The 25,397-nt window shown below is 57.3% G+C and carries 22 protein-coding genes; 6 read left to right on the forward strand and 16 right to left on the reverse strand.

Annotated features, from left to right (window positions below; genetic code table 11):
- Nucleotides 1-1,359 carry a glycerol-3-phosphate transporter gene (glpT, locus tag OGX75_RS08250; protein ID WP_047462375.1) on the reverse strand — a complete coding sequence of 453 codons (1,359 nt, stop codon included), beginning with the start codon at nucleotides 1,357-1,359 and terminating at the stop codon, nucleotides 1-3.
- 273 nt (nucleotides 1,360-1,632) lie between these two features.
- Between glpT and glpA the strand changes: the two genes are divergently transcribed.
- Genes glpA through glpC form a run of 3 tightly spaced genes read left to right on the forward strand, consistent with a single transcriptional unit; the run spans nucleotide 1,633 to nucleotide 5,697 of the window.
- Nucleotides 1,633-3,261 (forward strand): anaerobic glycerol-3-phosphate dehydrogenase subunit A, encoded by a 1,629-nt coding sequence (gene glpA, locus OGX75_RS08255; RefSeq protein ID WP_286451194.1) that lies wholly within the window; start codon nucleotides 1,633-1,635, stop codon nucleotides 3,259-3,261.
- Nucleotides 3,251-4,510, forward strand: a complete 1,260-nt coding sequence (gene glpB, locus OGX75_RS08260; RefSeq protein ID WP_130028623.1) for a glycerol-3-phosphate dehydrogenase subunit GlpB — start codon at nucleotides 3,251-3,253, stop codon at nucleotides 4,508-4,510. The genes glpA and glpB overlap by 11 nt, the downstream gene beginning before the upstream one ends.
- Nucleotides 4,507-5,697 (forward strand): anaerobic glycerol-3-phosphate dehydrogenase subunit GlpC, encoded by a 1,191-nt coding sequence (glpC, locus tag OGX75_RS08265; protein WP_047462370.1) that lies wholly within the window; start codon nucleotides 4,507-4,509, stop codon nucleotides 5,695-5,697. The genes glpB and glpC overlap by 4 nt, the downstream gene beginning before the upstream one ends.
- A 63-nt stretch (nucleotides 5,698-5,760) precedes the next feature.
- On the opposite strand, the gene OGX75_RS08270 is transcribed toward glpC, so the two are convergent.
- Nucleotides 5,761-6,957, reverse strand: a complete 1,197-nt coding sequence (locus OGX75_RS08270) for a nicotinamide mononucleotide deamidase-related protein YfaY (protein ID WP_012131514.1) — start codon at nucleotides 6,955-6,957, stop codon at nucleotides 5,761-5,763.
- 136 nt (nucleotides 6,958-7,093) lie between these two features.
- Nucleotides 7,094-7,636, reverse strand: coding sequence for a YfaZ family protein (locus OGX75_RS08275; protein WP_012131513.1), 543 nt, complete (start codon nucleotides 7,634-7,636; stop codon nucleotides 7,094-7,096).
- A gap of 272 nt (nucleotides 7,637-7,908) precedes the next feature.
- Between OGX75_RS08275 and OGX75_RS08280 the strand changes: the two genes are divergently transcribed.
- Nucleotides 7,909-9,357, forward strand: a complete 1,449-nt coding sequence (locus OGX75_RS08280) for a catalase (RefSeq protein ID WP_047462365.1) — start codon at nucleotides 7,909-7,911, stop codon at nucleotides 9,355-9,357.
- Nucleotides 9,358-9,395: 38 nt separating this feature from the next.
- On the opposite strand, the gene menE is transcribed toward OGX75_RS08280, so the two are convergent.
- The 8 genes from menE to OGX75_RS08320 form a co-directional block, all read right to left on the reverse strand.
- Nucleotides 9,396-10,811, reverse strand: coding sequence for an o-succinylbenzoate--CoA ligase (gene menE, locus OGX75_RS08285; protein WP_286451193.1), 1,416 nt, complete (start codon nucleotides 10,809-10,811; stop codon nucleotides 9,396-9,398).
- Complete coding sequence (gene menC / locus OGX75_RS08290) at nucleotides 10,808-11,770, reverse strand: o-succinylbenzoate synthase (RefSeq protein WP_012131510.1); 963 nt, start codon at nucleotides 11,768-11,770, stop codon at nucleotides 10,808-10,810. The genes menE and menC overlap by 4 nt, the downstream gene beginning before the upstream one ends.
- Nucleotides 11,770-12,627, reverse strand: a complete 858-nt coding sequence (gene menB / locus OGX75_RS08295) for a 1,4-dihydroxy-2-naphthoyl-CoA synthase (RefSeq protein ID WP_012131509.1) — start codon at nucleotides 12,625-12,627, stop codon at nucleotides 11,770-11,772. The genes menC and menB overlap by 1 nt, the downstream gene beginning before the upstream one ends.
- A 14-nt stretch (nucleotides 12,628-12,641) precedes the next feature.
- Nucleotides 12,642-13,400 (reverse strand): 2-succinyl-6-hydroxy-2,4-cyclohexadiene-1-carboxylate synthase, encoded by a 759-nt coding sequence (menH, locus tag OGX75_RS08300; RefSeq protein ID WP_286451192.1) that lies wholly within the window; start codon nucleotides 13,398-13,400, stop codon nucleotides 12,642-12,644.
- A complete protein-coding gene (gene menD / locus OGX75_RS08305; RefSeq protein WP_286451191.1) occupies nucleotides 13,397-15,067 on the reverse strand; it encodes a 2-succinyl-5-enolpyruvyl-6-hydroxy-3-cyclohexene-1-carboxylic-acid synthase in 1,671 nt (556 codons plus the stop codon). The genes menH and menD overlap by 4 nt, the downstream gene beginning before the upstream one ends.
- Nucleotides 15,068-15,195: 128 nt before the next feature.
- The gene (gene menF / locus OGX75_RS08310) at nucleotides 15,196-16,494 is read right to left on the reverse strand and encodes an isochorismate synthase MenF (protein WP_286451190.1); all 1,299 of its coding nucleotides are present in this window, start codon (nucleotides 16,492-16,494) and stop codon (nucleotides 15,196-15,198) included.
- A gap of 95 nt (nucleotides 16,495-16,589) precedes the next feature.
- Nucleotides 16,590-16,895 (reverse strand): stress response protein ElaB, encoded by a 306-nt coding sequence (gene elaB, locus OGX75_RS08315; protein ID WP_012131505.1) that lies wholly within the window; start codon nucleotides 16,893-16,895, stop codon nucleotides 16,590-16,592.
- A 53-nt stretch (nucleotides 16,896-16,948) separates the two neighbouring features.
- Nucleotides 16,949-17,410: a GNAT family N-acetyltransferase gene (locus OGX75_RS08320; RefSeq protein WP_047462350.1), complete on the reverse strand. Its 462-nt coding sequence runs from the start codon at nucleotides 17,408-17,410 to the stop codon at nucleotides 16,949-16,951.
- A 65-nt stretch (nucleotides 17,411-17,475) separates the two neighbouring features.
- On the opposite strand from OGX75_RS08320, the gene rbn reads away from it, so the two are divergent.
- A complete protein-coding gene (rbn, locus tag OGX75_RS08325) occupies nucleotides 17,476-18,393 on the forward strand; it encodes a ribonuclease BN (protein WP_286451189.1) in 918 nt (305 codons plus the stop codon).
- Nucleotides 18,394-18,457: 64 nt separating this feature from the next.
- A complete protein-coding gene (locus OGX75_RS08330) occupies nucleotides 18,458-19,462 on the forward strand; it encodes a chemotaxis protein (protein WP_012131502.1) in 1,005 nt (334 codons plus the stop codon).
- A gap of 62 nt (nucleotides 19,463-19,524) precedes the next feature.
- On the opposite strand, the gene nuoN is transcribed toward OGX75_RS08330, so the two are convergent.
- The 5 genes from nuoN to nuoJ all read right to left on the reverse strand — a co-directional run bounded on the left by nuoN (nucleotide 19,525) and on the right by nuoJ (nucleotide 25,393).
- Nucleotides 19,525-20,982: an NADH-quinone oxidoreductase subunit NuoN gene (nuoN, locus tag OGX75_RS08335; RefSeq protein ID WP_286451188.1), complete on the reverse strand. Its 1,458-nt coding sequence runs from the start codon at nucleotides 20,980-20,982 to the stop codon at nucleotides 19,525-19,527.
- Between the two features lie 6 nt (nucleotides 20,983-20,988).
- Entirely contained in the window at nucleotides 20,989-22,518 is a 1,530-nt protein-coding gene (nuoM, locus tag OGX75_RS08340; RefSeq protein WP_012131500.1) for an NADH-quinone oxidoreductase subunit M, read from the reverse strand.
- Between the two features lie 183 nt (nucleotides 22,519-22,701).
- Entirely contained in the window at nucleotides 22,702-24,543 is a 1,842-nt protein-coding gene (gene nuoL / locus OGX75_RS08345; RefSeq protein WP_012131499.1) for an NADH-quinone oxidoreductase subunit L, read from the reverse strand.
- The gene (gene nuoK / locus OGX75_RS08350; protein ID WP_000612644.1) at nucleotides 24,540-24,842 is read right to left on the reverse strand and encodes an NADH-quinone oxidoreductase subunit NuoK; all 303 of its coding nucleotides are present in this window, start codon (nucleotides 24,840-24,842) and stop codon (nucleotides 24,540-24,542) included. Before nuoK ends, nuoL begins: the two co-directional genes overlap by 4 nt.
- A complete protein-coding gene (gene nuoJ, locus OGX75_RS08355; RefSeq protein WP_012131498.1) occupies nucleotides 24,839-25,393 on the reverse strand; it encodes an NADH-quinone oxidoreductase subunit J in 555 nt (184 codons plus the stop codon). The genes nuoK and nuoJ overlap by 4 nt, the downstream gene beginning before the upstream one ends.
- Nucleotides 25,394-25,397: the final 4 nt, after the last annotated feature.

Consider the following 25,397-nt stretch of genomic DNA (forward strand, 5'->3'; position numbering starts at 1 on the left):
TTAAGCTCCGTTGCGTTTCAACATCAGCTCTTCATGGTGGCGTTTTTCGCCAATCATCACGATAATCAGCAGGATAACCGCCAGAACGCTGCCGCCGATCATCACCATGAAGCCGCCGTCCCAGCCGAAGAAGTCAACGGTATAGCCAACAATAGCACTCGCCGCGACGGAACCGCCGAGATAACCAAACAGGCCGGTGAAGCCCGCCGCCGTACCTGCCGCTTTTTTCGGCGCCAGTTCCAGCGCGTGCAGACCAATCAGCATGACCGGGCCATAAATCAGGAAGCCGATAACGATCATACAAGCCATATCTACGGTCGGATTTCCTGGAGGGTTCAGCCAGTAAACAACTGTGGCAATGGTCACCAGCGTCATAAAGAACACGCCCGTTGCGCCACGGTTGCCACGGAACACTTTATCCGACATCCAGCCGCACAGCAGCGTACCCGGGATACCGGCATATTCGTACAAGAAATACGCCCAGGACGATTTATCCAGCGCAAAGTGTTTCACTTCTCTCAGGTAAGTCGGCGACCAGTCGAGGATGCCGTAACGCAGCAGGTAAACGAACACGTTAGCAATCGCGATGTACCACAACAGTTTGTTCGGCAGCACGTACTGCATAAAGATCTGTTTTGCAGTCAGCTCTTCTTCCGCTTTTTCGTTGTAATCATCCGGGTAGTCGTTTTTGTACTCTTCAATCGGCGGCAGACCGCAGGACTGCGGCGTATCGCGCATCAGCGCGAAAGCGAAAATCGCCACCAGGATCGCACCAAACGCCGGCATGTAGAGCGCGGCTTTCCAGTCATTAAACCAGGCCATCCCCAGCAGGAACAGCAGCGGAGGAATACCGCCGCCAACGTTATGCGCGCAGTTCCAGACGGAGACGATACCGCCACGTTCTTTCTGTGACCACCAGTGCACCATTGTACGACCGCACGGCGGCCACCCCATTCCCTGGAACCAGCCGCAGAGGAACAGCAGCACGAACATCACGGCAATGCTGGACGTGGCCCACGGCACAAAGCCCATAAACAACATCACGGCCGCCGCCAGAATCAACCCTGCGGGCAGGAAAACGCGCGGATTCGAGCGGTCGGAGACCGACCCCATGATAAATTTCGAAAAACCATAGGCGATGGAGATCCCGGACAGCGCAAAACCCAGATCGCCGCGCGAGAATCCCTGCTCTACCAGGTAAGGCATCGCCAGCGCAAAGTTCTTACGCACCAGATAGTAAGCGGCATAACCAAAGAAAATCCCCAGGAAAATCTGCCAGCGCAGCCGACGATATGTCGGATCAATCTCCGCTGCTGGCAAGCGCGTTTTATGTTGCGCAGGTTTAAAAATACTTAACATATGTAGCCTCCGTGGCCGTGTCTTATTAGAGGTAAACACCGCAGTTCGTTTAACTAACCAACCTCGCTGCTCCCAGTGTGGGCGCGATGTTAAGTAAAGATACCTGTCGTTAATGTGAATTACAGCACAGATTGTTACACATTTATGACAAATGTTCAGAAAGGCGCACGAAATCACGTTTCATTTTCGAATCATGAGCGATTATGCGCGAAATCAAACAAACCATGCTTTTTATGTGGCTAAATGATAAAAAACGAACTGTGAGGGATAACCATGAAAACTCGCGACTCGCAAACAAGTGACGTGATTATCATTGGTGGGGGAGCCACAGGCGCAGGGATCGCCCGAGACTGTGCGCTACGCGGATTGCGCGTTATCTTAGTTGAGCGCCACGATATCGCGACCGGCGCAACCGGCCGTAACCACGGCCTGCTGCATAGCGGCGCCCGCTATGCCGTTACCGACGCGGAGTCTGCCCGCGAATGCATCAGCGAAAACCAGATTCTGAAACGGATCGCCCGCCACTGCGTTGAGCCAACGGACGGTCTGTTCATTACCTTGCCGGAAGACGAATTATCCTTCCAGGCCACCTTTGTTCGCGCCTGCGAAGAGGCGGGCATTCGCGCCGAAGCGATTGATCCGCAACAGGCGCGGCTGATCGAACCGGCCGTCAATCCGCAGCTGATTGGTGCGGTGAAAGTGCCTGACGGCACTGTCGATCCCTTCCGGCTGACCGCCGCGAATATGCTGGATGCCAGAGAACATGGCGCAATCATTTTAACGGCGCATGAAGTCACCGGACTTATTCGCGAAGGCGCGACCATTTGCGGTGTGAACGTGCATAACCATCTCACAGGGGAAAGCCAATCGCTGCATGCGCCGGTCGTGGTGAATGCCGCAGGCATCTGGGGTCAGCGCATTGCGGAATACGCCGATCTGAGCATCCGCATGTTCCCGGCGAAAGGGTCGCTGCTGATTATGGATCATCGCATTAACCAGCATGTGATTAACCGCTGCCGCAAGCCGTCCGACGCCGATATTCTGGTGCCCGGCGATACCATCTCGCTCATCGGTACTACGTCGACCCACATTGATTACAACGAGATCGACAGCAACCGCGTCACTGCGGAAGAGGTTGATATTCTGCTGCGTGAAGGGGAAAAACTGGCGCCGGTGATGGCGAAAACGCGCATTTTGCGCGCCTACTCGGGCGTGCGTCCGCTGGTCGCCAGCGATGACGATCCGAGCGGTCGTAATGTCAGCCGTGGCATTGTGCTGTTTGACCATGCTGCACGCGACGGGCTGGACGGGTTTATCACCATTACGGGCGGTAAGCTGATGACCTACCGCCTGATGGCGGAATGGGCAACCGACGCGGTATGCCGAAAACTAGGCAACACTCGCCCCTGCGTCACCGCGCAAACCGCCCTTCCCGGCTCGCAGGAACCCACGGAAAACACGCTTAAACGCGTGATCTCGCTGCCCGCCCCGCTACGCGGTTCTGCCGTCTATCGTCACGGCGATCGTACTCCTGCCTGGCTCAGCGAAGGTCGCCAGCACCGCAGCCTGGTCTGTGAATGCGAAGCGGTCACCGCAGGCGAAGTGCAGTACGCCGTCGAAAATTTAACCGTCAACAGCCTGCTGGATCTGCGCCGCCGTACCCGCGTAGGCATGGGCACATGTCAGGGAGAACTGTGCGCCTGCCGCGCCGCCGGGCTGCTGCAACGTTTTAATGTCACTACCGCCGCCCAGTCCATCACTCAGCTTTCTGCGTTCCTCAATGAACGCTGGAAAGGCGTACAGCCTGTCGCCTGGGGAGACGCGCTGCGCGAAAGCGAGTTCACGCGCTGGGTTTATCAGGGATTGTGCGGTCTGGAGAAGGAGCACCAGGATGAAATTTGATACGGTCATTATGGGTGGCGGTCTCGCCGGATTACTGTGTGGCCTGGAACTGCAAAAACACGGTTTGCGCTGTGCGATCGTCACTCGCGGCCAAAGCGCGCTGCACTTCTCCTCCGGCTCGCTGGATCTACTCAGCACCCTGCCGGACGGTCAGCCCGTCACAAATATCACTGAAGGTCTGAATGCGTTACGCGAACAAGCGCCGACGCACCCTTACACCACAATTGGCGCGTCAACCGTTCTGGAACTGGCGCAGCAGGCGCAAGCGTTGCTGGAAGCGTCTGGCGCGCATTTACAGGGCGATGTACAACAGTCGCATCTGCGCGTCACGCCGTTGGGAACATTGCGCGCCACCTGGCTAAGCTCGCCAGAAGTGCCCGTCTGGCCGCTGGCCGCGCAACGCATTTGCGTCGTCGGCATCAGCGGTTTACTGGACTTTCAGGCGCACCTCGCGGCGGCGTCGCTGCGTCAGCACCATCTCACGGTAGAGACGGCAGAGATCGACCTGCCTGAGCTGGACGTATTACGCGATAACCCGACGGAGTTTCGTGCGGTGAATATTGCGCGTTTGCTCGATAACGAAGAAAAATGGCCGTTGCTCCACGACGCGCTCTTACCGATAGCAAAAACCTGCGACATGATCATCATGCCCGCCTGTTTCGGCCTGGCGGATGACAGCCTCTGGCGCTGGCTCAATGAACGCCTGCCCTGCTCGCTGAATTTGCTGCCGACGCTGCCGCCTTCCGTGCCGGGCATTCGCCTGCACAATCGCTTGCAGCGCCAGTTTGTTCGTCAGGGCGGGATCTGGATGCCGGGCGACGAAGTGAAAAAAGTGACCTGCCGTAACGGCGTCGTGAGCGAAGTCTGGACCCGCAACCATGCCGACATTCCTCTGCGCCCGCGCTTTGCGGTACTCGCCAGCGGCAGCTTCTTCAGCAGCGGCCTGGTCGCCGAACGTGACGGCATTCGCGAACCCATTATGGGACTGGACGTTCAGCAAACGGCCACCCGCGCCGAATGGTATCAGCGTGATTTCTTTGATGCGCAACCCTGGCAGCAGTTTGGCGTCACGACCGATGATGCGCTGCGCCCCTCACTGGCGGGGCAGACCGTAGAAAATCTGTTTGCCATCGGCTCGGTGCTCGGCGGATTCGATCCGATAGCCCAGGGATGCGGAGGCGGCGTATGCGCAGTCAGCGCCTTACACGCCGCACGTCACATTGCAAAACGTGCAGGAGGTCAGCAATGAACGATACGAGTTTCGAGAGTTGTATCAAATGCACCGTGTGCACCACAGCCTGCCCGGTCAGCCGGGTGAATCCTGGCTATCCGGGCCCCAAACAGGCAGGGCCGGACGGCGAGCGCCTGCGCCTGAAAGACGGCGCGCTGTACGACGATGCGCTGAAATACTGCATTAACTGCAAACGCTGCGAAGTGGCCTGCCCGTCAGACGTTAAAATTGGCGATATCATCCAGCGTGCGCGCGCCAGGTATGACACTTCGCGCCCGTCGCTGCGCAACTTTATCTTAAGCCACACCGATTTAATGGGCAGCGTCTCTACGCCGTTCGCCCCGGTCGTCAATACCGCGACGTCGCTGAAACCGGTTCGTCAGTTGCTCGACTATGCGTTGAAGATCGACCATCGCCGTACGCTGCCAAAATACTCCTTCGGCACCTTCCGCCGCTGGTATCGCAGCGTTGCGGCACAGCAGGCGCAGTACAAAGATCAGGTCGCCTTCTTCCACGGCTGCTTCGTCAATTACAACCATCCGCAGCTTGGTAAGGATTTAATTAACGTCCTGAACGCAATGGGCACCGGCGTGCAATTGTTAAGTAAAGAGAAGTGTTGTGGCGTGCCGCTGATCGCCAACGGTTTTACCGATAAAGCGCGCAAGCAGGCGGTGAGCAATGTGGCGTCGCTCAGAGAAGCGATTGGCGTAAAAGGCATTCCGGTTATCGCAACCTCATCAACCTGCACCTTTGCCCTGCGTGATGAATACCCGGAAGTGCTGGACGTGGATAACAGCGGGCTGCGTGAGCATATCGAACTCGCGACCCGCTGGCTGTGGCGTAAGATCGATGCAGGCCAGACGCTGCCGCTGAAAAAATTACCGCTGAAGGTGGTTTACCATACGCCGTGCCATATGGAGAAGATGGGCTGGACGCTCTATACGCTGGAGTTGCTGCGCCAGATCCCAGGTCTGGAACTGACCGTGCTGGACTCCCAGTGCTGTGGGATTGCCGGAACCTACGGTTTTAAAAAGGAAAACTACCCCACCTCGCAATCCATCGGCGCCCCGCTGTTCCGCCAGATTGAAGAGAGCGGCGCGGATATTGTGGTGACCGACTGTGAAACCTGTAAGTGGCAAATTGAGATGTCGACAAGCAAACGCTGCGAACATCCGATTACCCTGCTTGCCCAGGCATTAGGTTAAGCGCGTTAACGTCTTATCGGGCCTGCAAACCACGGCAGGCCCGATAAGCGCAGCGCCATCAGGCTACAGGGTTAACGACTCCACCACCTCAATCCAGCCATGTTCACTGGCAATATCCTGACCGTTTAACCACCGACGCACCATATTCAGCGCCATCATGGCGCAAACTTCCTGCCGCACCGCCAGACTGTAGCGACTGGCGCTGAAATGCACGCGCAGGGCAAATGTCCCATCCGGCGTCGCCAGCGCGAAATTAAGGTGATCGTTTTCCAGCCCGGATACCGCCAGCGCCAGTCCGGCGTAATGGTTGCTCCGTCGCTCTGTCGTCCAGTGCGCGGTCTGAGCCAGCGTCTCTTCCTGGGAAGGCACCACTTCGCTGGCAAGAATCGGCGCATTCGCACGGGAAAGCTGCAAAGCCAGCAGCCCGCTGGTGAACTGTTCGCTGAGCGTCAGGCTGAGCTGGCGCGTCTGCAAACAACGGGCGATTTGCGCAGGCAGTCCTTCCGTCCCTTCAAAAATCAGGTTCTGCCCTGCCACCCGCTTTACCTCCGGCCATAGCGCCAGCATCGCGTCCCGCTGCGCATCCGGGCCGGTGAGTTTCAGTTCAATAATCGGCATTGAAGAGCGATATCCCATCGTCACGCCCGCCGGTAGCGGCAGCGAATCGAGGCTCTGCGCCAGATCGCTTTCCGAACGTCCAAACGTAGTGAGTCGCAGACAAACCGGAGGTTCAGGAAGCGCAAAACGCGCACGCAGACGCGGCATAATTTCATGCTCGACCATCACCTTAAATTCAGACGGGACGCCAGGGGTAAAGAACATCAGGCAGCGATTTAGCTTCACCGCAAACCCACAGGCGGTGCCAACCGGGTTATTAATAAACTCGGCGCTGGCGGGCAGTTCTGCCTGCTTGCGGTTACTCGGCGCCATAACCCGCCCGCGCTCATGGAAAAAACGCTCCATCTCAGCCAGCCACGCGTCATGAAGCACCAGACCTTCACCTTTCGCCGTGGCGGCGGCCAGCGCGCTTAAATCATCGCTGGTCGGCCCCAGGCCGCCATTCACAATCAGCACATCAGCATGTTCGCTACGTTCGCGTAAAATGGCGACCAGCGCATCCAGATTATCTCCCACCGTATTTCGGCGTGATAACGGCAACCCCTGATTAAAGAAAAAATCGGCCAGCCAGGCGGCATTCGTGTCGACGATTTGCCCGTGCAACACTTCATCCCCGGTGGATAACATCTCCACGTTTAACATCGTGTTCTCCTGCTTCTATGATGAAAACACTATAACGCAAAGCCCGCTGGGGCGGAGTAAGAAACTCAGAGGAAACAAACCGGGAAAGAAGGCGATAGCATACAGGAAACGGCGCGACGGATGCCGCGCCCGAAAATCAGAAGCTGGCGTTAACGCCGACGTACGGGCCATCGGCAATCGCGTTGTCACGGTTGCCGTCTTTACCCGCCAGGTTCAGATAGCGATAGCCCGCTTCAATGCTCAGCGGACGCATAATGGTAAAGCGCGCTCCGGCATTGGCTTCTTCATAGCTGTCGATGCCGCTGGACAGTGAATCTGGAGAGTAGTAATACTCGCCAAACAGACGGAAGCTGTCGCCGATTTTCCACTGTAACCCGCCGCCTACCGCCGCCGCATAGCCTTCATCGCCGTCGTTCGGATTGGTATAAACGCCTTTCCCACCAACCGTTGCCAGCAGCGGCCCAAGCGGAATATTCAGGCCGAGCCCCACGCCGGCAGCGTCGCCGTCGTCGTCGTTATGCATCCAGTTGCCGCTCAACGCCAGTCCGGTGGATTCAGTACCGAAACCTACGCCAACGTTGGTGTAATCTTTACCCGCCTGGCCGCTAATGCTCATCGCATTCGCCGATGCAGAAGCGAACAACAGTCCGGCAACGCCTAATAAAATGCTTTTTTTCATTTTTACCCTTTCCAGCAAAGAAATAAACAAAAGACCCCAAAACCGCAGGATTGTACTGCCAGGCGCAACAGAATCAATGAGCTAAAAAAGCGATCTAATAACATATTGTAACTAAACACTACCTTTCAGGTTTATTAAACGTTACAAGAAGAGGCGTTTAGCGCAGCAGTCATTGCCCGAGATCAATATTTCATTCACAAATATTTTCTACATTAGTTTCCGAAATTAAACGGAAATTAAACATTTTTTCTAACGATCGTCGGGAGATAAAGATGAGCAAAAAAGGACTCACCACCGCAGCAGGCGTGCCTGTCGCCCATAATAACAACGTTGCAACCGCTGGCCCACGCGGCCCCATGCTGCTACAGGACATCTGGTTCCTGGAAAAACTGGCCCACTTCGATCGTGAAGTGATCCCTGAGCGCCGTATGCATGCCAAAGGCTCAGGCGCGTACGGCACCTTCACCGTCACGCACGATATTTCACGTTACACTCGCGCAAAAATCTTTTCGGAGCCCGGTAAAAAAACGGATCTGTTCCTGCGTTTTTCCACCGTGGCGGGAGAGCGCGGCGCGGCGGATGCCGAGCGCGATATTCGCGGGTTTGCGATCAAGTTTTACACTGAAGAGGGCAACTGGGATCTGGTGGGTAACAACACGCCCGTTTTCTATCTGCGCGATCCGCTGAAATTCCCGGATCTGAACCATGTCGTGAAGCGCGACCCACGCACCAACCTGCGCAATCCGACCTACAAATGGGACTTTTTCTCCCATCTGCCGGAATCGCTGCACCAGTTGACTATCGACTTTAGCGACCGGGGTTTGCCTTTCTCTTACCGTACGATGCACGGTTTCGGTAGCCACACATTCAGCTTTATCAACAGCGACAACGAACGTTTCTGGGTGAAATTCCACCTGAAATCGCAGCAGGGCATCGCCAACCTGATGGATGACGAAGCGAAACGCCTGGTGGCGGACGATCGCGAAAGCTCTCAGCGCGACCTGTACAACGCCATCGAACAGGGCAACTTCCCCCGCTGGAAATTCTACGTGCAGATCATGCCGGAAGCCGAAGCCTCACAGGTGCCGTACAACCCGTTTGATCTGACCAAAGTATGGCCACACGGCGATTACCCGCTGATTGAAGTCGGCGTGCTGGAACTGAACCGCAACCCGGAAAACTATTTCTCCGAAGTGGAACAGGTGGCGATGAACCCGGCGAACGTCGTGCCGGGGATTAGCTTCTCCCCTGACCGTATGTTGCAGGGGCGTCTCTTCTCCTATGGCGATGCGCACCGCTATCGTCTGGGCGTTAACCATCAGCAGATCCCGGTCAACGCCCCGCGCTGCCCGTTCCATAACTACCATCGTGACGGCGCGATGCGGGTGGACGGCAACAGCGGCAACGGCCCAACCTATGAGCCAAACAGCTTTGGCGTCTTCCAGGAACAGCCTGATTTCAGCGAACCGCCGCTCTCTGTCGAAGGCGCTGCCGCGCACTGGGATCATCGGGAAGATACGGACTACTTCAGCCAGCCGCGTAAGCTGTATGAGTTGCTGAGTGATGAAGAACATCAGCGTATGTTCGCGCGCATCGCCGGCGACATGAAAGATGTGCCGGAATTTATTCAGCAGCGTCAGATTGGCTTGTTTAGCGAAGTTCATCCTGACTATGGCGCGGGCGTCGCCGCTGCCCTGCGGGCGTTAAAAGAAGCGAAATAACCGTTTCCACGGGAGCTGCGGCTCCCGTGTTGCTTACATTACGGACGGTTAGCGCGCACCCACTCCTGCAATGCCCGGCGCGAAACTTTGATCCCGCCGTTTTTCAGCGCTGATGGCAACGTCAACCAGCATACCGGCTGCTGAAAACGCGCCAGCTTGTCTTTCACCCATTCCGCGAGATCGACATCTCCGGCCTGCGCGTCATATTCCACCACCGCCACCGGACGATGGCCGAACTCCCTGTCCTCTACCGGCACCACGAACGCCTGTAGAACATGTGGATGCGCCGAGATAACGCGTTCCACCTCTTCCGGCTGAATGCCTTCTCCGCCGCTAAAGAACAGATTATCCAGCCGACCGGCAATCGTCAGCTTACCGTCGTTCAGTTCGCCGCGATCGCGGGTGGCGAACCAGCCTTCGCCGTTCACCAGCGGGATCAGCTTACCGTCGCGCCAGTAGCCTTCCGCCATGCTGGCGGCGCGCAGCCAGACTTCGCCATTCACGATTCGGACTTCCCGCCCCGGTAACGCCGCGCCGACATCGCCCAGGCCGTCGGCCTCTTTCGCGCACACCGTCGAGGCAAATTCCGTCAGGCCATAACCGCACCAGCAGCGAATACCCTGCGCGCGAGCCTGCTCCGTCAGTTCAACCGGGATAGCTGCGCCGCCCAGCAGTACCGCTTTCAACGTTACCGATGCCGGATTCTCCAGCAGCCGCCACAGCTGAGTGGGAACCAGGGACGCATGCGTACACCCTTGCAGCATTGCTTCCAGCGGCTGCTTCTCACGCACGGTCATTCGGGCGCCCGCAAACAACCAGCGCCACATAATGCCCTGGCCGGAAACATGAAACAGCGGCAGCGATAACAGCCAGTCATCCCCATCGGCAAACGGCATCAGGGACAGCACCCCTTCCGCGCTGGCCAGATGCGCCTGGCAGGTATGCACTGCGGCTTTGGGTAATCCGGTTGAGCCAGAGGTCAGCGTCATTGAACTCAGCCGCGTTGGCTGCCAGTCTGCGGCGTGTTCGCCTGACTCTTGCTGCATTTGCAGCGGTTGCAACGCCGGGAAGGTGTTCTCCCCCTCCAGCAGCAAAGCAAACCGGAGCGTTAAGTCCGGCAGCAGCGCGTCGAGCAGCGGTTGCGGAAGCTGCGGGTTAACCGGCAGGACTCTTGCCCCGCATTGCAGTAAAGCCAGCCAGGCCAGCAGCGTTTGCGGGTGATTCCAGGCGCGCAGCATCACGCCGCAGCCTTCAGAGACACCCTGAGCGGCAAAACCGCTCGCCAGCGCGTCAATACGGGTACAGAGTGTGCGCCAGCTTAGCACTTCATCATTAAGGCGTAAGGCAGGCGCATCTCCCCGCACCTGCCGCCAGTGACGCCACGGCCAGTCATTAAAAGATGACGGCTGGAGGCCCGATACGCTTGCGCTATCGGGCATTTCCCGGAGGCTCATAGCAGCCGTTCCAGCGCATCGTCGCTAACACACGGCAAAGCGCTGCCCGGCCAGCGGCGCACCTGCTGGGTTTGCATCAGGCTTAGCGTATCCAGACCCGGAATGGTCTGCGGCGTCAGCCACGCGGCAATACGCGCCAGCTGCGTTAAACCGAGGCTCGACTCGATGGAAGAGCTGATCACCGCCGTCAGTCCCAGCGTATGCGCGGCCTGTACCTGCTCGCGAACCTTTTCCAGGCTTCCGGTGAGCGTCGGTTTGATGACCACCGCGCTGACGCCCGCTTCCGCCGCAAAGACAAAATCGTCTTCACGCAGACTTTCATCCCAGGCAATCGCAATCCCGGTTTCACGCGCAAAAGCGCGGGAGTCGTCGCGGGTTTTACACGGTTCTTCGAGGAAGGCGATGCGGGCACGGTAGTCCGGGTTGACGTATTTCGCGAACTGCTGCGCTTTCAGCGGCGTCCAGGCGCGATTGGCATCCAGACGCAGATGCAGATCGGGAACCGCCTCCAGCAGCAGGTTGACCACCATTCCGTCGCGTACCGCTTCGTACAGACCGACTTTGATCTTGGCGACTTTCTCGCCAGGCATATCAGCCAGTTGCAGAACCAGATCGTCTGGATCGCCCGTACATAGCGGCGCGGCGCGGTAATCCGCCGCCTCTGGCAACGTCCCCGCCGCCTCCGCCAGCGCGCAGCTAACGCCAAACGCCACGGAGGGCACTTCAGGCAACGTTGACTGGCCTTGCAGCCAGCCGTTAACCCAGTCCAGCAGCGCGGCCTGCGCCTCCTCCAGGGTTTCCTGGCTGAAACCCGGAAGCGGGGAGATCTCCCCCCACCCTTCGCGCTCGCCGTCGCACAGACGGACATACAGCCCGTCGCGAGTTTTTAACCGCCTGTCGCGCAGAACCACCCCCGCGTCCATGGGGATCTGCCAGCGGTACACCTGCGCGCTACGCATTACGGATTCCGTTTAAATTTGCTGAAATCAGGCTGACGTTTCTGGTTGAAAGCGTTACGGCCTTCCTGACCTTCTTCCGTCATGTAGAACAGCATCGTGGCGTTGCCCGCCAGCTCCTGTAGACCCGCCTGACCGTCGCAGTCGGCGTTCAGCGCCGCTTTCAGGCAGCGCAGCGCCATCGGGCTGTTCTGCAACATTTCGCGGCACCAGCGCACGGTCTCTTTTTCGAGGGAGTCCAGCGGTACGACGGTGTTGACCAGCCCCATATCCAACGCCTGTTTAGCGTCGTACTGACGGCACAGGAACCAGATTTCACGCGCTTTTTTCTGCCCGACGATACGCGCCATATAGGAAGCGCCCCAGCCGCCGTCGAAGGAGCCGACTTTCGGGCCCGTCTGGCCGAAGATGGCGTTTTCCGCCGCGATGGTCAGGTCACACATCATGTGCAGTACGTGACCGCCGCCGATAGAGTACCCTGCGACCATCGCCACGACCGGTTTCGGGCAGGTACGGATCTGGCGCTGGAAATCCAGTACGTTCAGGTGATGCACGCCGGAATCATCCTGGTATCCGCCGTAGTCGCCGCGTACCTTCTGGTCGCCGCCCGCACAGAAGGCTTTCTCGCCTTCGCCGGTCAGAATGATGACGCCCACGTTGTCGTCATACCGGGCATCCGCCAGCGCCTGGATCATCTCTTTGACGGTCAAAGGACGGAATGCGTTGCGCACCTGTGGACGGTTAATGGTGATTTTTGCAATACCATCGGTGGATTTTTCATAACGAATGTCCGTGTAACCTTCGGAGCAGTCGTGCCATTCAACCGGTGCGTAAAGCATTGTTTCATCAGGATAGATCATAGTGTGTCCTTTAGTCAGAGACGCAGAATCTGAGCCAGACTGTCCACCACGCCTGCGGGGTTTTCCCGATGCGCGTTGTGTCCGGCGTTACGAATCATATGGCAAGGCACAGACAACTCCGCCGCCAGCGCGCGGAATTTGCTGTCGCGTTCACCACATAAATAATAAAACGGAAATGTGCGCGCATTTAGCCACGCACGTAAATCAGGCTGTACGGCAAGCGAGGTTGCCTCCAGCATCGCCGCCAGCGTTTCGCCATTGTTCTGGCTGCGCAGCGCGACTAACGCTTCTCTTTGCGAAGCATCCAGCGAAGCGAAAACCGGCTGCTGATACCAGTCAGTAAACACGTCGCGCAGCGGTTCACGGCGAAAGCGCGCTGCCCAACGACCGTCAGACCGTCGGCGCGCGTCACGCTCAGCCTCGCGTTGCAGTCCCGGGTGGCCGCCTTCAACCACCAGCCCGCAAAGACCCGGCAGAGTCTGGCACGCCGCCATCATCGCCACTCTGCCGCCGAGCGAGTAGCCGACCAGCCAGTATTTAAGTATGTTGTAACTAAATAATGTGTTACGCAATAAGTCGCACACATCAGCAAAGCCGCTGACACGAATATCGGCAGAATCGCCGTGACCAGGCAAGTCGATATACAGGCGCGAAAAGTCGGGAAACTGCTCACCGATCTGCTGCCATTCCCGGCAATCACCGGAAAATCCATGCAGGAAAACCAGCCAGGGAGACCCCGGCTGACCACCGTTCGCCTGCGCGCGCAGGATCATAGATGGCTCACCTGCGCCAGCAGCTGTTGCAGGGTTTGCGCCCCGTCCGTATCGTTCACGACCAGCTCAATCACCGTGGTTGTCGGCGTTCGCCAGGCGCCAGCCAGCGCCGCATCCAGCTCATCCCAGCTTTGCGGGCGGTGATATTTGAGGTTAAACATGGCCGCCGCATGTTCAAAGTGGACGTTTTGCGGCATCAGGTAAAACCGCTCGCGCTCGCTTTGCGGCGTCGGCAGCAGAGAGAAAATTTGCCCGCCGTTGTTATTCACCACAATCAGCACAAACGGCGCGGACACCTGGCGCAATAGCGCCAGCGCATTGAGATCGTAGAGCGCAGACAGATCGCCGACGATAGCCAGCGTCGATTTCGCGCTGGCGCGCTGAACGCCCGCCGCCGTCGAGATCAAACCATCAATACCGCTGGCTCCCCGGTTGCTGTACACCGGGTAGCCCGCCGGTAGCTGCGACAGCGCGTCAATCAGGCGCACCACCAGGCTGTTGCCGACAAACAGTTGCCCTTGTTCCGGCAGATAGTCGCGAATGCGGTGCGCCAGTTGTGCTTCGCCGAACATATCGCGACGCGCGACAACCGCCTGCCACGCCTGCTCTGCCAGGCGCGGGATATCGACGCACCAGGGATGGCGTTTCTCCGCCGGATGCAGCTCCAGCCAGTCGGCGATTTTCGCCACCAGCCTGCGTCCGCGATGATGCGCCGGGTCCAGACGACCTTCGATATTATCAATAATCCAGTACTCTTCCGGCTCGCAGGCGGCCTGCCATTGCAGCAGGCGCTTTCCGGTCAGGCTGCTGCCGAGTTGCACCACAATTTGCGCCTGCTGAAGCTCAGTGACGGCCTTCGCATTGCCCAGCCAGAGATCGGCGCACGGCAGCGGCTGCCCGGTTTGCGACAGCACGTCACCAATCAGCGGCCAGCCCAGCGTCTGCGCCCAAAGCGCGACTTTCTTGCCCTCTTCCGCGCTCATGCGCCCGGCCACCACTACGCCGCGTTTTTGCCGCCAGAAGAACCAGTCGCGCTGTTTGTCGCTTTCCAGCCGACGCGCTTCGCGCAGCCAGGGTTTGTCATCCTGCCACCAGTCGCCAAGGCTCTGCTGCCAGGCAAGCCCCGTGTCGTCCATATCGCCATACAGCGGTTCCGCAAACGGACAGTTGATGTGTACCGCGCCGGCATGCAGCGTCGCCAGGACGTTATCAAGGGTGGAGACCAGCCAGCGCGCGGAAATATCCTGCATCGGGCGCGGCAAAGAGAGCGTTTGAGAAGGATGAGAAGCGAACATCCCGGCCTGACGAATCGCCTGATTCGCGCCGCAGTCAATCAGTTCCGGCGGACGGTCCGCAGTCAATAAAATCAGTTTTTCACCGGTAAGCCCCGCTTCAATCAGCGCCGGATAGAGATTTGCCACCGCCGTACCGGAAGTAACGATAACGGCAACGGGCTGCTTACTGACTTTCGCCAGCCCTAACGCCAGATGACCAAGACCACGCTCATCAAAGTGCGTGTGATGAATAAAGGCTGAATTTTCCGCTGCCGCCAGGGTTAAAGGCGTGGAGCGGGAGCCAGGGGCAATGCAAACATGCCTGACGCCGTGGCGAGTGAGTGCTTCCAGAATGACCGCCGCCCAGCGTCGGTTAAATGCGCTTACTGACATGAGATTGTCCGGTATCAATATTGCGACTCAGTATAAGGATCAGAAAAAATGGATTATTGATATGAGTCGGGAATATACACAAAATCATTCAGCAGACCGCCTGAAGGATGAGGTGTATGTGCGACTCATTAGCTTTCCATCTGTAATAACGTGCGTAGCCCGGCTGCTTTGTTGTCGATCTCTTGCCATTCCTGTTCCGGGTCAGACCCGCGCACAATGCCTGCCCCGGCATACAGACGAACAACGTTCGCCGCAACTTTCGCCGAGCGCAGCGTCACGCAGAATTCGCTTTGCTGTAAAGACAGATAACCCGCCGACCCGGCATACCACTCACGTTCAAACGGTTCATGTTGCTGAATAAACGCGCGCGCCCGTTCACGCGGGATCCCCGCGACGGCTGCCGTGGGCTGTAGCTGTAGCAAACAGAGCGTGTCGTCAGCCTGATTGAGCGCCGTCCAGATACAGCGGCGCAGATGCTGTACTTTGCGTAATCTGAGCACCTGCGGCGGCAAAACATCGAGCGAGTGGGTGCAGCTTTGCAGGCGTTGACAAATATCTTCCACCACCAGCATGTTTTCACGCTGGTTTTTATCATCCTTCATCAACCATTCGCCCAGTTGCCAGGCCTGATGGTCGTCGGGATGATTCGCCACCGTGCCGGCCAGCGCCTCGGTGCGCAATGCCGTTTCGCGTCGCCGCCAAAGGCGTTCCGGCGACGAGCCAAGAAAGGCGCTTCCGGCGGAGAACGCCATAAAAAAATGGTAGCAGTTAAGGTTTAAACGGCGACTGGACGCCATCACGGCGGCGGCATTCACCGGATGGGAAAACTGCAAATCCGTCGCCCGCGCCAGCACCACTTTGTCGAGATCGTCTTCGGCGATAGTCTGCGTGGCAAGCTGAATCAGGCTGGTCCAGCCCGCTTTATCCGGCCAGTGCTGCTCGCCCGTCAGGTGCAGGCGCAGCGCCGGGATCGGCTTTACGCCCCTTAATGAAGAGAGAAACGCGATCGCCCGCCCGGCGTCTTCACGCAGTGAAACCGGGCTGTAGAGATACAGCCGCAGCGTTGCCACTGCGCCAGCGCGTCGCCATTCAAGACGCGGCAGCAGCAAATGCCCCTGCTGCGGTTCAAACGCATTCAATCCCCAGATACGCAAATCGGATTGTGATTCATGCTGGCGGAGAAAGTGTTGCGCCTGTTCGAGAGAAGGGAACGTTTCAACGGCGCCGAGCACCGCGGCTTCTTCATCGCCGTTACGCTGTTGCCAGTAAAATTGCGGCCAGATGGCCTGACTGGCCAACCAGCTTAATGCGTCAAACGCATCATTCAGAGGGAAAGGCACATCAACAATACGCATTCCTGGCACCGCCGGTATCTCCTGCGATAACTGGCGCCGCAGATTTTCCAGCGCAGTAATGATTGAATGCACGCGGACCTCTCCCTGTTAAAAACCTCACATTATACGGGGTACAGCGGAGAAAAAGCAGTACCCCCGTTTAGGGAGGAAATGCGATCCCGGTTACATTACCGCCGCGCCAGCAGTAATCCCAGCACCAGGCCGACCGCCGCGCCTGCGCCAATCCCTTGCCAGGGTTTTTCATGCACGTAATCATCCGCTTTATAAACCGCCTGTTTTGCGCGGTAATAGTAGCTGTCAGACGCATGGCTGACGCGATTTTTTACCTCTTCAAGCGCCCGTTCTGCGCGTGCTTTTAACTCAACATATTTTTGATCGGCAGGATCGCCGGAGGAACGCAGTACCTCTTCCAGCGTTTCGCTCAGGAGTTCCAGGTCGTCATCAATACGTGAACCATAAGAATGAAAAGACATTATATTCTCCCTTTCGATTAACGTTCCCACTAACTATAGACAAAACCGGAACATCACACCTGGCTAACCTCACGCGCCATACCCATGTGCGGGATACCGTCTTCGTCATAAACGTCCGTCACCGGAACAAAACCGAATCGCGCATAGAAGGATTGCAGATGCGCCTGTGCGCCGAGATAAAGCGCCTTCTCCGGCCAGTGTTGCTCGCAGGATGCCAGGGTCTGCGCCATAAGCTGTTGCCCCAGTTTTTCGCCGCGCAGCGCTTCGCTGACGATCACGCGCCCAATCACCACCGGCTCCAGTTCGTCGTCGCTTTTCAGAATCCTCGCATACGCTACCAGCTCATCGTTATGCCAGCCCAGGATATGACGGTTCTCCCCCACCAGGTCATCGCCGTCCACATCCAGATACGGACACTGTTGTTCAACCACAAATACCGCGCAGCGCAATTTCAGTAACGCATAGAGTTGCGGGACGGATAATTCAGAATGATGCAGGTCTTGCCAGTGAATCATGGTGCGCTCCTTTTACGTATTCGCTTTATACTAGCCAGAATATTTTTTAAACGTGTAATGAAATAATGGAATTAATTTTTTTAGGTACTTCTGCCGGCGTTCCTACCCGCACGCGTAATGTCACGGCAATATTACTGAATTTACAGCACCCGACGCAGGCTGGGCTATGGTTATTCGACTGCGGTGAAGGCACCCAGCACCAGATGCTCAACACCGCGTTCAACCCAGGTAAGCTCGATCGCATTTTCATCAGCCATCTGCATGGCGATCACCTTTTCGGTTTGCCCGGTCTGCTGTGCAGCCGTTCGATGGCGGGAAACGCACAGCCGCTGACGATTTACGGCCCCAAAGGCATTCGCGAGTTCACCGAAACCGCATTGCGCCTTAGCGGCTCCTGGACTGATTATCCGCTGGAGATCATTGAAATTACCGCAGGCGAAATTCTGGACGACGGCCTGCGCAAAGTGACCGCCTTTGCGCTTGAGCATCCGCTTGAATGCTATGGCTATCGGATTGAAGAGCATGACAAGCCCGGCGCGCTGGATGCCAGTGCGCTAAAAGCGGCAGGCGTGAAGCCCGGCCCGCTGTTTCAGGATCTGAAAGCGGGTAAAACCGTCACCCTGAACGATGGTCGCGTCATTAACGGCGCCGATTTTCTCGCGCCAGCTACGCCCGGGAAATCGGTGGCGATATTTGGCGACACCGCGCCATGCGCGTCGGCCATCACGCTGGCAAAAGGCGTGGACGTAATGGTGCACGAAGCAACGCTGGATACCTCAATGGAAGAAAAAGCCAACAGCCGTGGACACAGCTCCACCAGGCAGGCCGCGCAGCTGGCGCACAATGCCGAGGTAGGCCAGCTCATCATTACTCACGTCAGCTCGCGTTACGACGACAGAGGCTATCAACGCCTGCTGGCAGAATGTCAGGCGATCTTCCCCGCAACTGCGCTGGCTCACGATTTCGCCGTTTTCACGGTTTAACGCTCCATTTTTCTTCCTCAGTGCCGATAACAGAGAAAAGGCTGGCTTTCATATTGAGGATGCGATGGATAATTTCCAGAAAGATATTGATGACAGGGCTAACTTAACCCTGTCTAACCGCTTTGAACTGCTGTTATTCCGTCTCGGCACATCGCTGCATGAGCAGAAATCGGAGCTATTTGGCATCAACGTATTCAAACTGCGCGAAATTGTGCCAATGCCCACATTTACGCGCCCTGCCGGAATGAAAGCCCCGCTTTTAGGTATGGTCAACATCCGCGATCAGGTGATCCCGGTCATCGACCTGCCCGCCGTGGCCGGGTGTAAACCGGAAAACGGGCTTAACATCCTGCTGATCACCGAATATGCGCGCAGCGTACAGGCATTTGCGGTGGAGTCCGTCGAGAATATTATGCGTCTGGACTGGCAGCAGGTGCATACCGCCGAGAAAGCGGTTAACGGCCGCTATATCACCAGCATTGCCTGTCTGGATGAAGACAAAGAGACCAACAACCTGGCGCTGGTGCTCGACGTAGAGCAAATTCTCTATGATATCGTGCCGTCAAATCACGACTTGCGCGCCACCAATTTGAAGACCAGCAAGTTCAACATCACGCCGGGTGCGGTGGCGATTGTGGCGGAAGATTCTAAAGTTGCCCGCGCCATGCTGGAGAAAGGGCTGAATGCGATGGAGATCCCGCATCAGATGCACGTCACCGGTCAGGATGCCTGGGAGAAAATCCAGCAACTGGCGAAAGAAGCGGAGGCGGAAGGCAAACCAATTAGCGAGAAAATCGCTCTGGTGCTGACCGACCTCGAAATGCCGGAGATGGACGGTTTCACCCTGACGCGTAAGATCAAAACCGACGAGCGTCTGAAGAAAATTCCGGTGGTGATCCACTCTTCCCTTTCCGGCAGCGCCAACGAAGATCATGTGCGTAAAGTCAAAGCGGATGGTTATGTCGCGAAGTTTGAAGTCAACGAACTGTCGTCGGTGATTCAGGAAGTAATGGAACGCGCCGCGCAAAACGTCAGCGGGCCGCTGGTCAGCCGTCAGTTGCTGAGTTAACGTCCTGACGTTCAGGGCATAAAAAAACCCGCCACGGCGGGTTTTTTCGTTTCTGCTTTCGCTTACATCAGCGGCGTAGCTAACTGCACGATGCTAATCAGCGGTTGCGGGTAGATACCCAGCACCAGAACCAGCAGCGCGGAGATCAGAACCACAATACCGCCCGCACTGTACTGCCAGTTAGACGGCGCATCGCGGTTAAGCTGCTGCGGCGCGCTCAGATAGAGGCTTACCGCAACACGCAGGTAGTAGTAGAGACCAATCGCGGAACCAACCACCACTGCGGCAACCAGCCACCACAGGCTGGCCTGCACACCGACCGCCAGGACGTAGAATTTACCGATAAAGCCCAGCGTCATCGGGATACCCGCCAGAGAGAGCATCATCACGGTCATCACCGCCGCGAGGATCGGACGATGCCAGAACAGACCACGGTAGGAGAACAGTGAATCGGCATCCGGGCCACGGAACGGGCTGGACATCAGGCTGACCACGCCGAACGCGCCGAGGCTGCTGAACAGATAACCGGCCAGATAAACGCCAACGGCTTCCATCGACATCTCGCCGCTTTGCAGGGCGATCAACGCCACCAGCAGATAGCCGAGGTGAGAAATAGAGGAGTAACCGAGCAGACGCTTAATGTTGGTCTGGCTCAGCGCCATCAGGTTACCGAAGATGATGGAGGCAAAGGCAATCACGCCCAGCACGATACGTACCGCTTCGCTGTCGCCAACCGGTGCGTACAGGAACAGACGCATCACCACGCCGAAGATAGCGATTTTGCTCGCCGTCGCCAGGAAGGTGGAAACCGGCGCAGGCGCGCCCTGGTATACGTCTGGCGTCCACAGGTGGAACGGCACCAGCGAGAGTTTAAAGCCGAGACCAACAATCATCAGACCGAAGCCCGCCAGCAGCAGCGGTTCATGCAGCATGCCGTCGCCGAGGCTCTTACCGAGCGCGACAAACGACAGGTTGCCAGACTGCGCGTACACCAGCGCCATACCGAACAGCAGGAAGGAAGACGCTGCGGCAGACAGAATAGTGTATTTGATACTGGCTTCCAGCGAGCGTTTCTGACGGAAGGCGTAACCAATCAGGCCAAACAGCGGCAGAGAGATCAGCTCAATACCGAGGAACAGCGCCGCCAGGTGGTTGGCGTTAGCCAGCAGAATACCGCCCAATGCGGCAATCAGCACCAGCAGGTAGAACTCTTCCTGGTTGTCGTTATAGCCTTCAAGCCACGGATAGGCAAAGGTACAGGTGGCAAGACTCGCCAGCAGAACCAGCCCGGTGTAAAGCATGGCGAAACCGTCAACGCGCATCAGCGGGGTGACGTCCATCGCGCCCGCCAGGCCAACAAACCAGAGCGAAACCAGCGCGGCGTTAAGCCCAATGACCGACAGCGTGGCATTGAGGAAGTGATTGCGTCGCCACGCAATGGAGAGCATCACAACCACCACCGTCAAGCCGACGATCAGCAGCGGTAGCAGCGCAATCAGGTGTTGTGGAGTTATTGTCATGGCGATTTACGGCCTTGTAGTAGTAACGGAATTAACAAACCACTGCTGGATGTTGCTCATCGCAGAATGCGAGGTATCCAGAATCGGCTGCGGATAGAAGCCAAGCAGTACCAGAAGCACGACCAGCAACAGGATGATAAACAGCTCTCGCAGCGACATCCCTGGCATGTCCTGGCTGGCAATCTGGCTCTTCGCTTTACCGAAGTAAGCGCGATGCAGCATCGCCAGCGAGTAAACGGAAGCAAACACTAGACCAAAGGTTGAGATCACGGTAATGACCGGAACCACCTGGTAGCTACCGAACAGAATCATAAATTCGCCAACGAAGTTACCGGTGCCCGGCATACCGAGCGTCGCCACCGCGAAGAACATCGACAGCGCAGGCAACCATTTAATTTTGCTCCACAGACCGCCCATCATACGCATATCACGCGTATGCAGACGTTCGTACAGCTGACCACACAGGATGAACAGACCCGCTGCCGACAGACCGTGCGCAATCATCTGGATTACAGCGCCCTGGTACGCCAACTGGCTGCCGGTGTAGATAGCAATCAGTACGAAGCCCATGTGCGAAACGGAAGTGTACGCAATCAGACGTTTAATGTCGTACTGGGTGAAAGCCATCCACGCACCGTAGAAGATGCCAATCACACCCAGCCACATCGCAATCGGCGCAAACTCGGCAGAGGCGTTCGGGAACAGCGGCAGCGAGAAGCGCAGCAGACCGTAAGCCGCCGTTTTCAGCAAAATACCGGCGAGGTCAACGGAACCTGCGGTCGGCGCCTGGGAGTGCGCGTCCGGCAGCCAGCCGTGCAGCGGAACCACCGGCATTTTCACCGCAAACGCGATGAAGAAGCCCAGCATCAGCAGGTATTCCACCCCGTGCGACATCGGCGTTTTCAGCAGGTCTTCGTAGTTGAAGGTCCAGACGCCGGTCGCATTGTGGTGTACAAACACCAGCGCCAGGATGGCAATCAACATCACCAGACCGCTCGCCTGGGTATAGATGAAGAACTTGGTAGCCGCCGTGATACGCGTTTTACCGTCAGAGGCTTTGTGCCCCCACAGCGCGATCAGGAAGTACATCGGCACCAGCATCATTTCCCAGAAGAAGAAGAACAGGAACATGTCGATGGCAAGGAACACGCCGATAACGCCGCCCAGAATCCACATCAGGTTCAGGTGGAAGAAGCCCTGATATTTTTCGATTTCATTCCAGGAGCAGAGTACCGCCAGAACGCCCAGCAGACCGGTCAGCACCACCATCAGCAGCGACAAACCGTCGATAGCCAGATGGATAGAGATGCCGAAGCGCGGGATCCACGGCAGAATGAACTCAGACTGCCACTGCGGAATGCCAGCGGCTTGCGTCAGTGAATAGCCGCCCTGCAACCACAGTTGCAGGCCAAGCGCCAGCGTCAGTCCCATGGTGATCAGCGCAATCCAGCGCGGCACCTTCACGCCGAAGCGTTCGGTCTGCCAGCACAGAAAGCCACCGATAAAGGGAATTAATATTAGCCAGGGTAGTAACATGGCGATCTTTATTCCTTGTTAAAGTCCCATCAGGACCTGATTTTCAACGAATTCTCACAACAGAAAATTCACTTCGGATTGCGGCCTTTTTTGCCCGGTGGCGCTAACGCTTACCGGGCCTACAGATTCCCGTAGGTCGGATAAGCGCCAGCGCCATCCGACATCAACCCACAATCCTCAAACTCAACGCAGTACCATCAACAGCGCCAGCACAACGACCGCACCGATGCTCATGGATGCCACATACCAGCGCAGATATCCGTTCTCGCTGAGCAGCAGGCCTTTACCTGCAAAGCGGGAAAGGATAGCCGGAACGTTCATCAGCGCATTGAGCGGGTCGCGTTTCAGCAGCCAGGCGACGCCGAGGAATGGTTTCACGAACACTTTGTCGTACAGCCAGTCGAAGCCCCAGGCGTTATACCACCAGGTGCCCAGCAGACGGCCCGGCGCACTGTTGGCGACAGAAGTCACCAGAGTACGTTTACCCAGCCACAGCCATGCGGCAATCAGGATGCCGACAATCGCAACCACGCCGGAGGCAATTTCCAGGGTCATCACGCGGCTATGCTCAAGCTCGGTCGTCTGCGGCAGCACACCCTGCAACGGCGGCACAATCAGCGCGCCAACAAAGGTGGACAGTACCATCAGCACAATCAGCGGCAGGTGATGCGTAATCCCCTTCCCTGCATGAGCGTGAATTTGTTCTTTACCGTGGAACACGATGAAAATCATACGGAAGGTGTACAAGGAGGTCATGAACGCACCGACCAGACCTGCAACCATCAGATTGATATGACCATTCGCCATCGCGCCAGCCAGAATCTCATCCTTACTGAAGAAGCCGGCGGTAATCAGCGGCAGAGCTGACAGCGCCGCGCCACCCACCAGGAAGCAGAGATAAACCAGCGGAATAGACTTACGCAGGCCGCCCATCTTGAAGATGTTCTGTTCGTGGTGGCAGGCCAGAATCACCGAGCCGGACGCCAGGAACAGCAGCGCTTTAAAGAAGGCGTGCGTCATCAGGTGGAAAATCGCCGCATCCCACGCCTGGACGCCCAGCGCCAGGAACATGTAGCCAATCTGGCTCATAGTGGAGTAAGCGAGAACACGTTTGATGTCGGTCTGCACCAGCGCGGCGAAACCGGCCAGCACCAGCGTAATCGCCCCAACGATCCCCACCAGATGCAGCACTTCCGGCGTCATCAGGAACAGGCCGTGGGTACGGGCAATCAGGTAAACACCGGCGGTAACCATCGTCGCGGCGTGGATCAGCGCGGAGACAGGCGTCGGGCCCGCCATCGCGTCTGCAAGCCAGGTCTGCAACGGCAGCTGCGCAGATTTACCTACCGCACCGCCCAGCAGCATCAGCGTCGCCCACATCAGCATGTTGTTGCCGTCGGCGAAGTGCGCTGGCGCCAGTTCCACCATTTCGCGGAAGTTCAGGGTGCCCAGTTCGTTGTACAGAATGAACAGCGCAAACGCGAGGAACACGTCGCCCACACGGGTCACAACAAACGCTTTCATTGCCGCAGCGCCATTCTTCGGATCGGTGTAGTAGAAACCGATCAGCAGATAGGAGCACAGACCCACGCCTTCCCAGCCGAGGTACATCAACAGCAGGTTATCGGACAGCACCAGAATAACCATGCTGGCGATAAACAGGTTGGTGTAGGCGAAGAAGCGGGAGTATCCCTCTTCACCGCGCATATACCAGGAGGCGAACATGTGGATCAGGAAACCCACGCCGGTCACTACCGAGAGCATGGTCAGCGACAGGCCGTCCAGCACCAGGTTGAAACCGATGTTGAAATCACCCACCGACATCCACGTCCACAGCGGCTGGCTGAACGCCTGCTTGCCGTTAGCGAAGAAGTCAACGCCGACAAACGCCGTCACCAGCGCCGCCAGGCCAATGGAGCCGACGCCCACAGTCGCGGAGAGGTTTTCCGACCAGCGACCGCGAGAGAACGCCAGTAATACAAAGCCAATCAATGGCAGAATAATGGTTAAGGCAAGCATGTTCATCCACGCATCTCACTTACTGAATCGATGTTCAGGTTCTGGCGACGGCGATGAAGTTGCAGTAACAGCGCCAGGCCAATACTCGCCTCCGCAGCCGCAAGGCTGATGGCGAGAATGTACATCACCTGACCATCCGTCTGGCCCCAGTAGCTCCCGGCGACCACGAAGGCCAGCGCGGAGGCGTTAATCATGATTTCCAGCCCAATCAGCATAAACAGCAGATTGCGGCGGATAACCAGACCGGTTAAGCCCAGCACGAATAAAATCGCCGCGAGGATCAGTCCATGTTGTAAGGGGATCATGCGTGCTCCTCCGTTTTTCTTTTCGCGCTGTCACCAGGACGGTTGCTCAGCACTTCGCCCACACGCTCTTCGCGACCGACGTGGAAGGCGACAACCAGACCGGCCAGCAGCAGCATAGAGGCCAGTTCGACCGCCAGAACGTAAGGCCCAAACAGCGAGATACCGACCGCTTTGGCGCTAATTGGCGTACCGTCGATACCCTGGTCGTTGACGCCCAGAATGGCGTACACGATCACCACCAGCATGATGGCCGACAAAATCGCCGGGCCAATCCACACCTGCGGTTTCAGCCACTGGCGTTCCTGTTCGATTTCCGAACCGCCGAGGTTGAGCATCATGACCACGAACACGAACAGCACCATGATGGCGCCCGCATAAACGATAATTTCCAGCGCACCGGCAAAGTAAGCGCCCAGCGAGAAAAACACCCCGGAAATCGCCAGCAGCGAAATAATCAGATACAGCAGCGCGTGTACCGGATTGGTATGGGTGATGACTCGCAAGGTTGCGAGAATGGCGATCAGGCCACAGATATAAAAAGCGAACTCCATTGCC

Origin of the sequence: Citrobacter sp. CK199 (assembly GCF_030333285.1) — a bacterium.
Lineage (GTDB): Bacteria > Pseudomonadota > Gammaproteobacteria > Enterobacterales > Enterobacteriaceae > Citrobacter_B > Citrobacter_B koseri.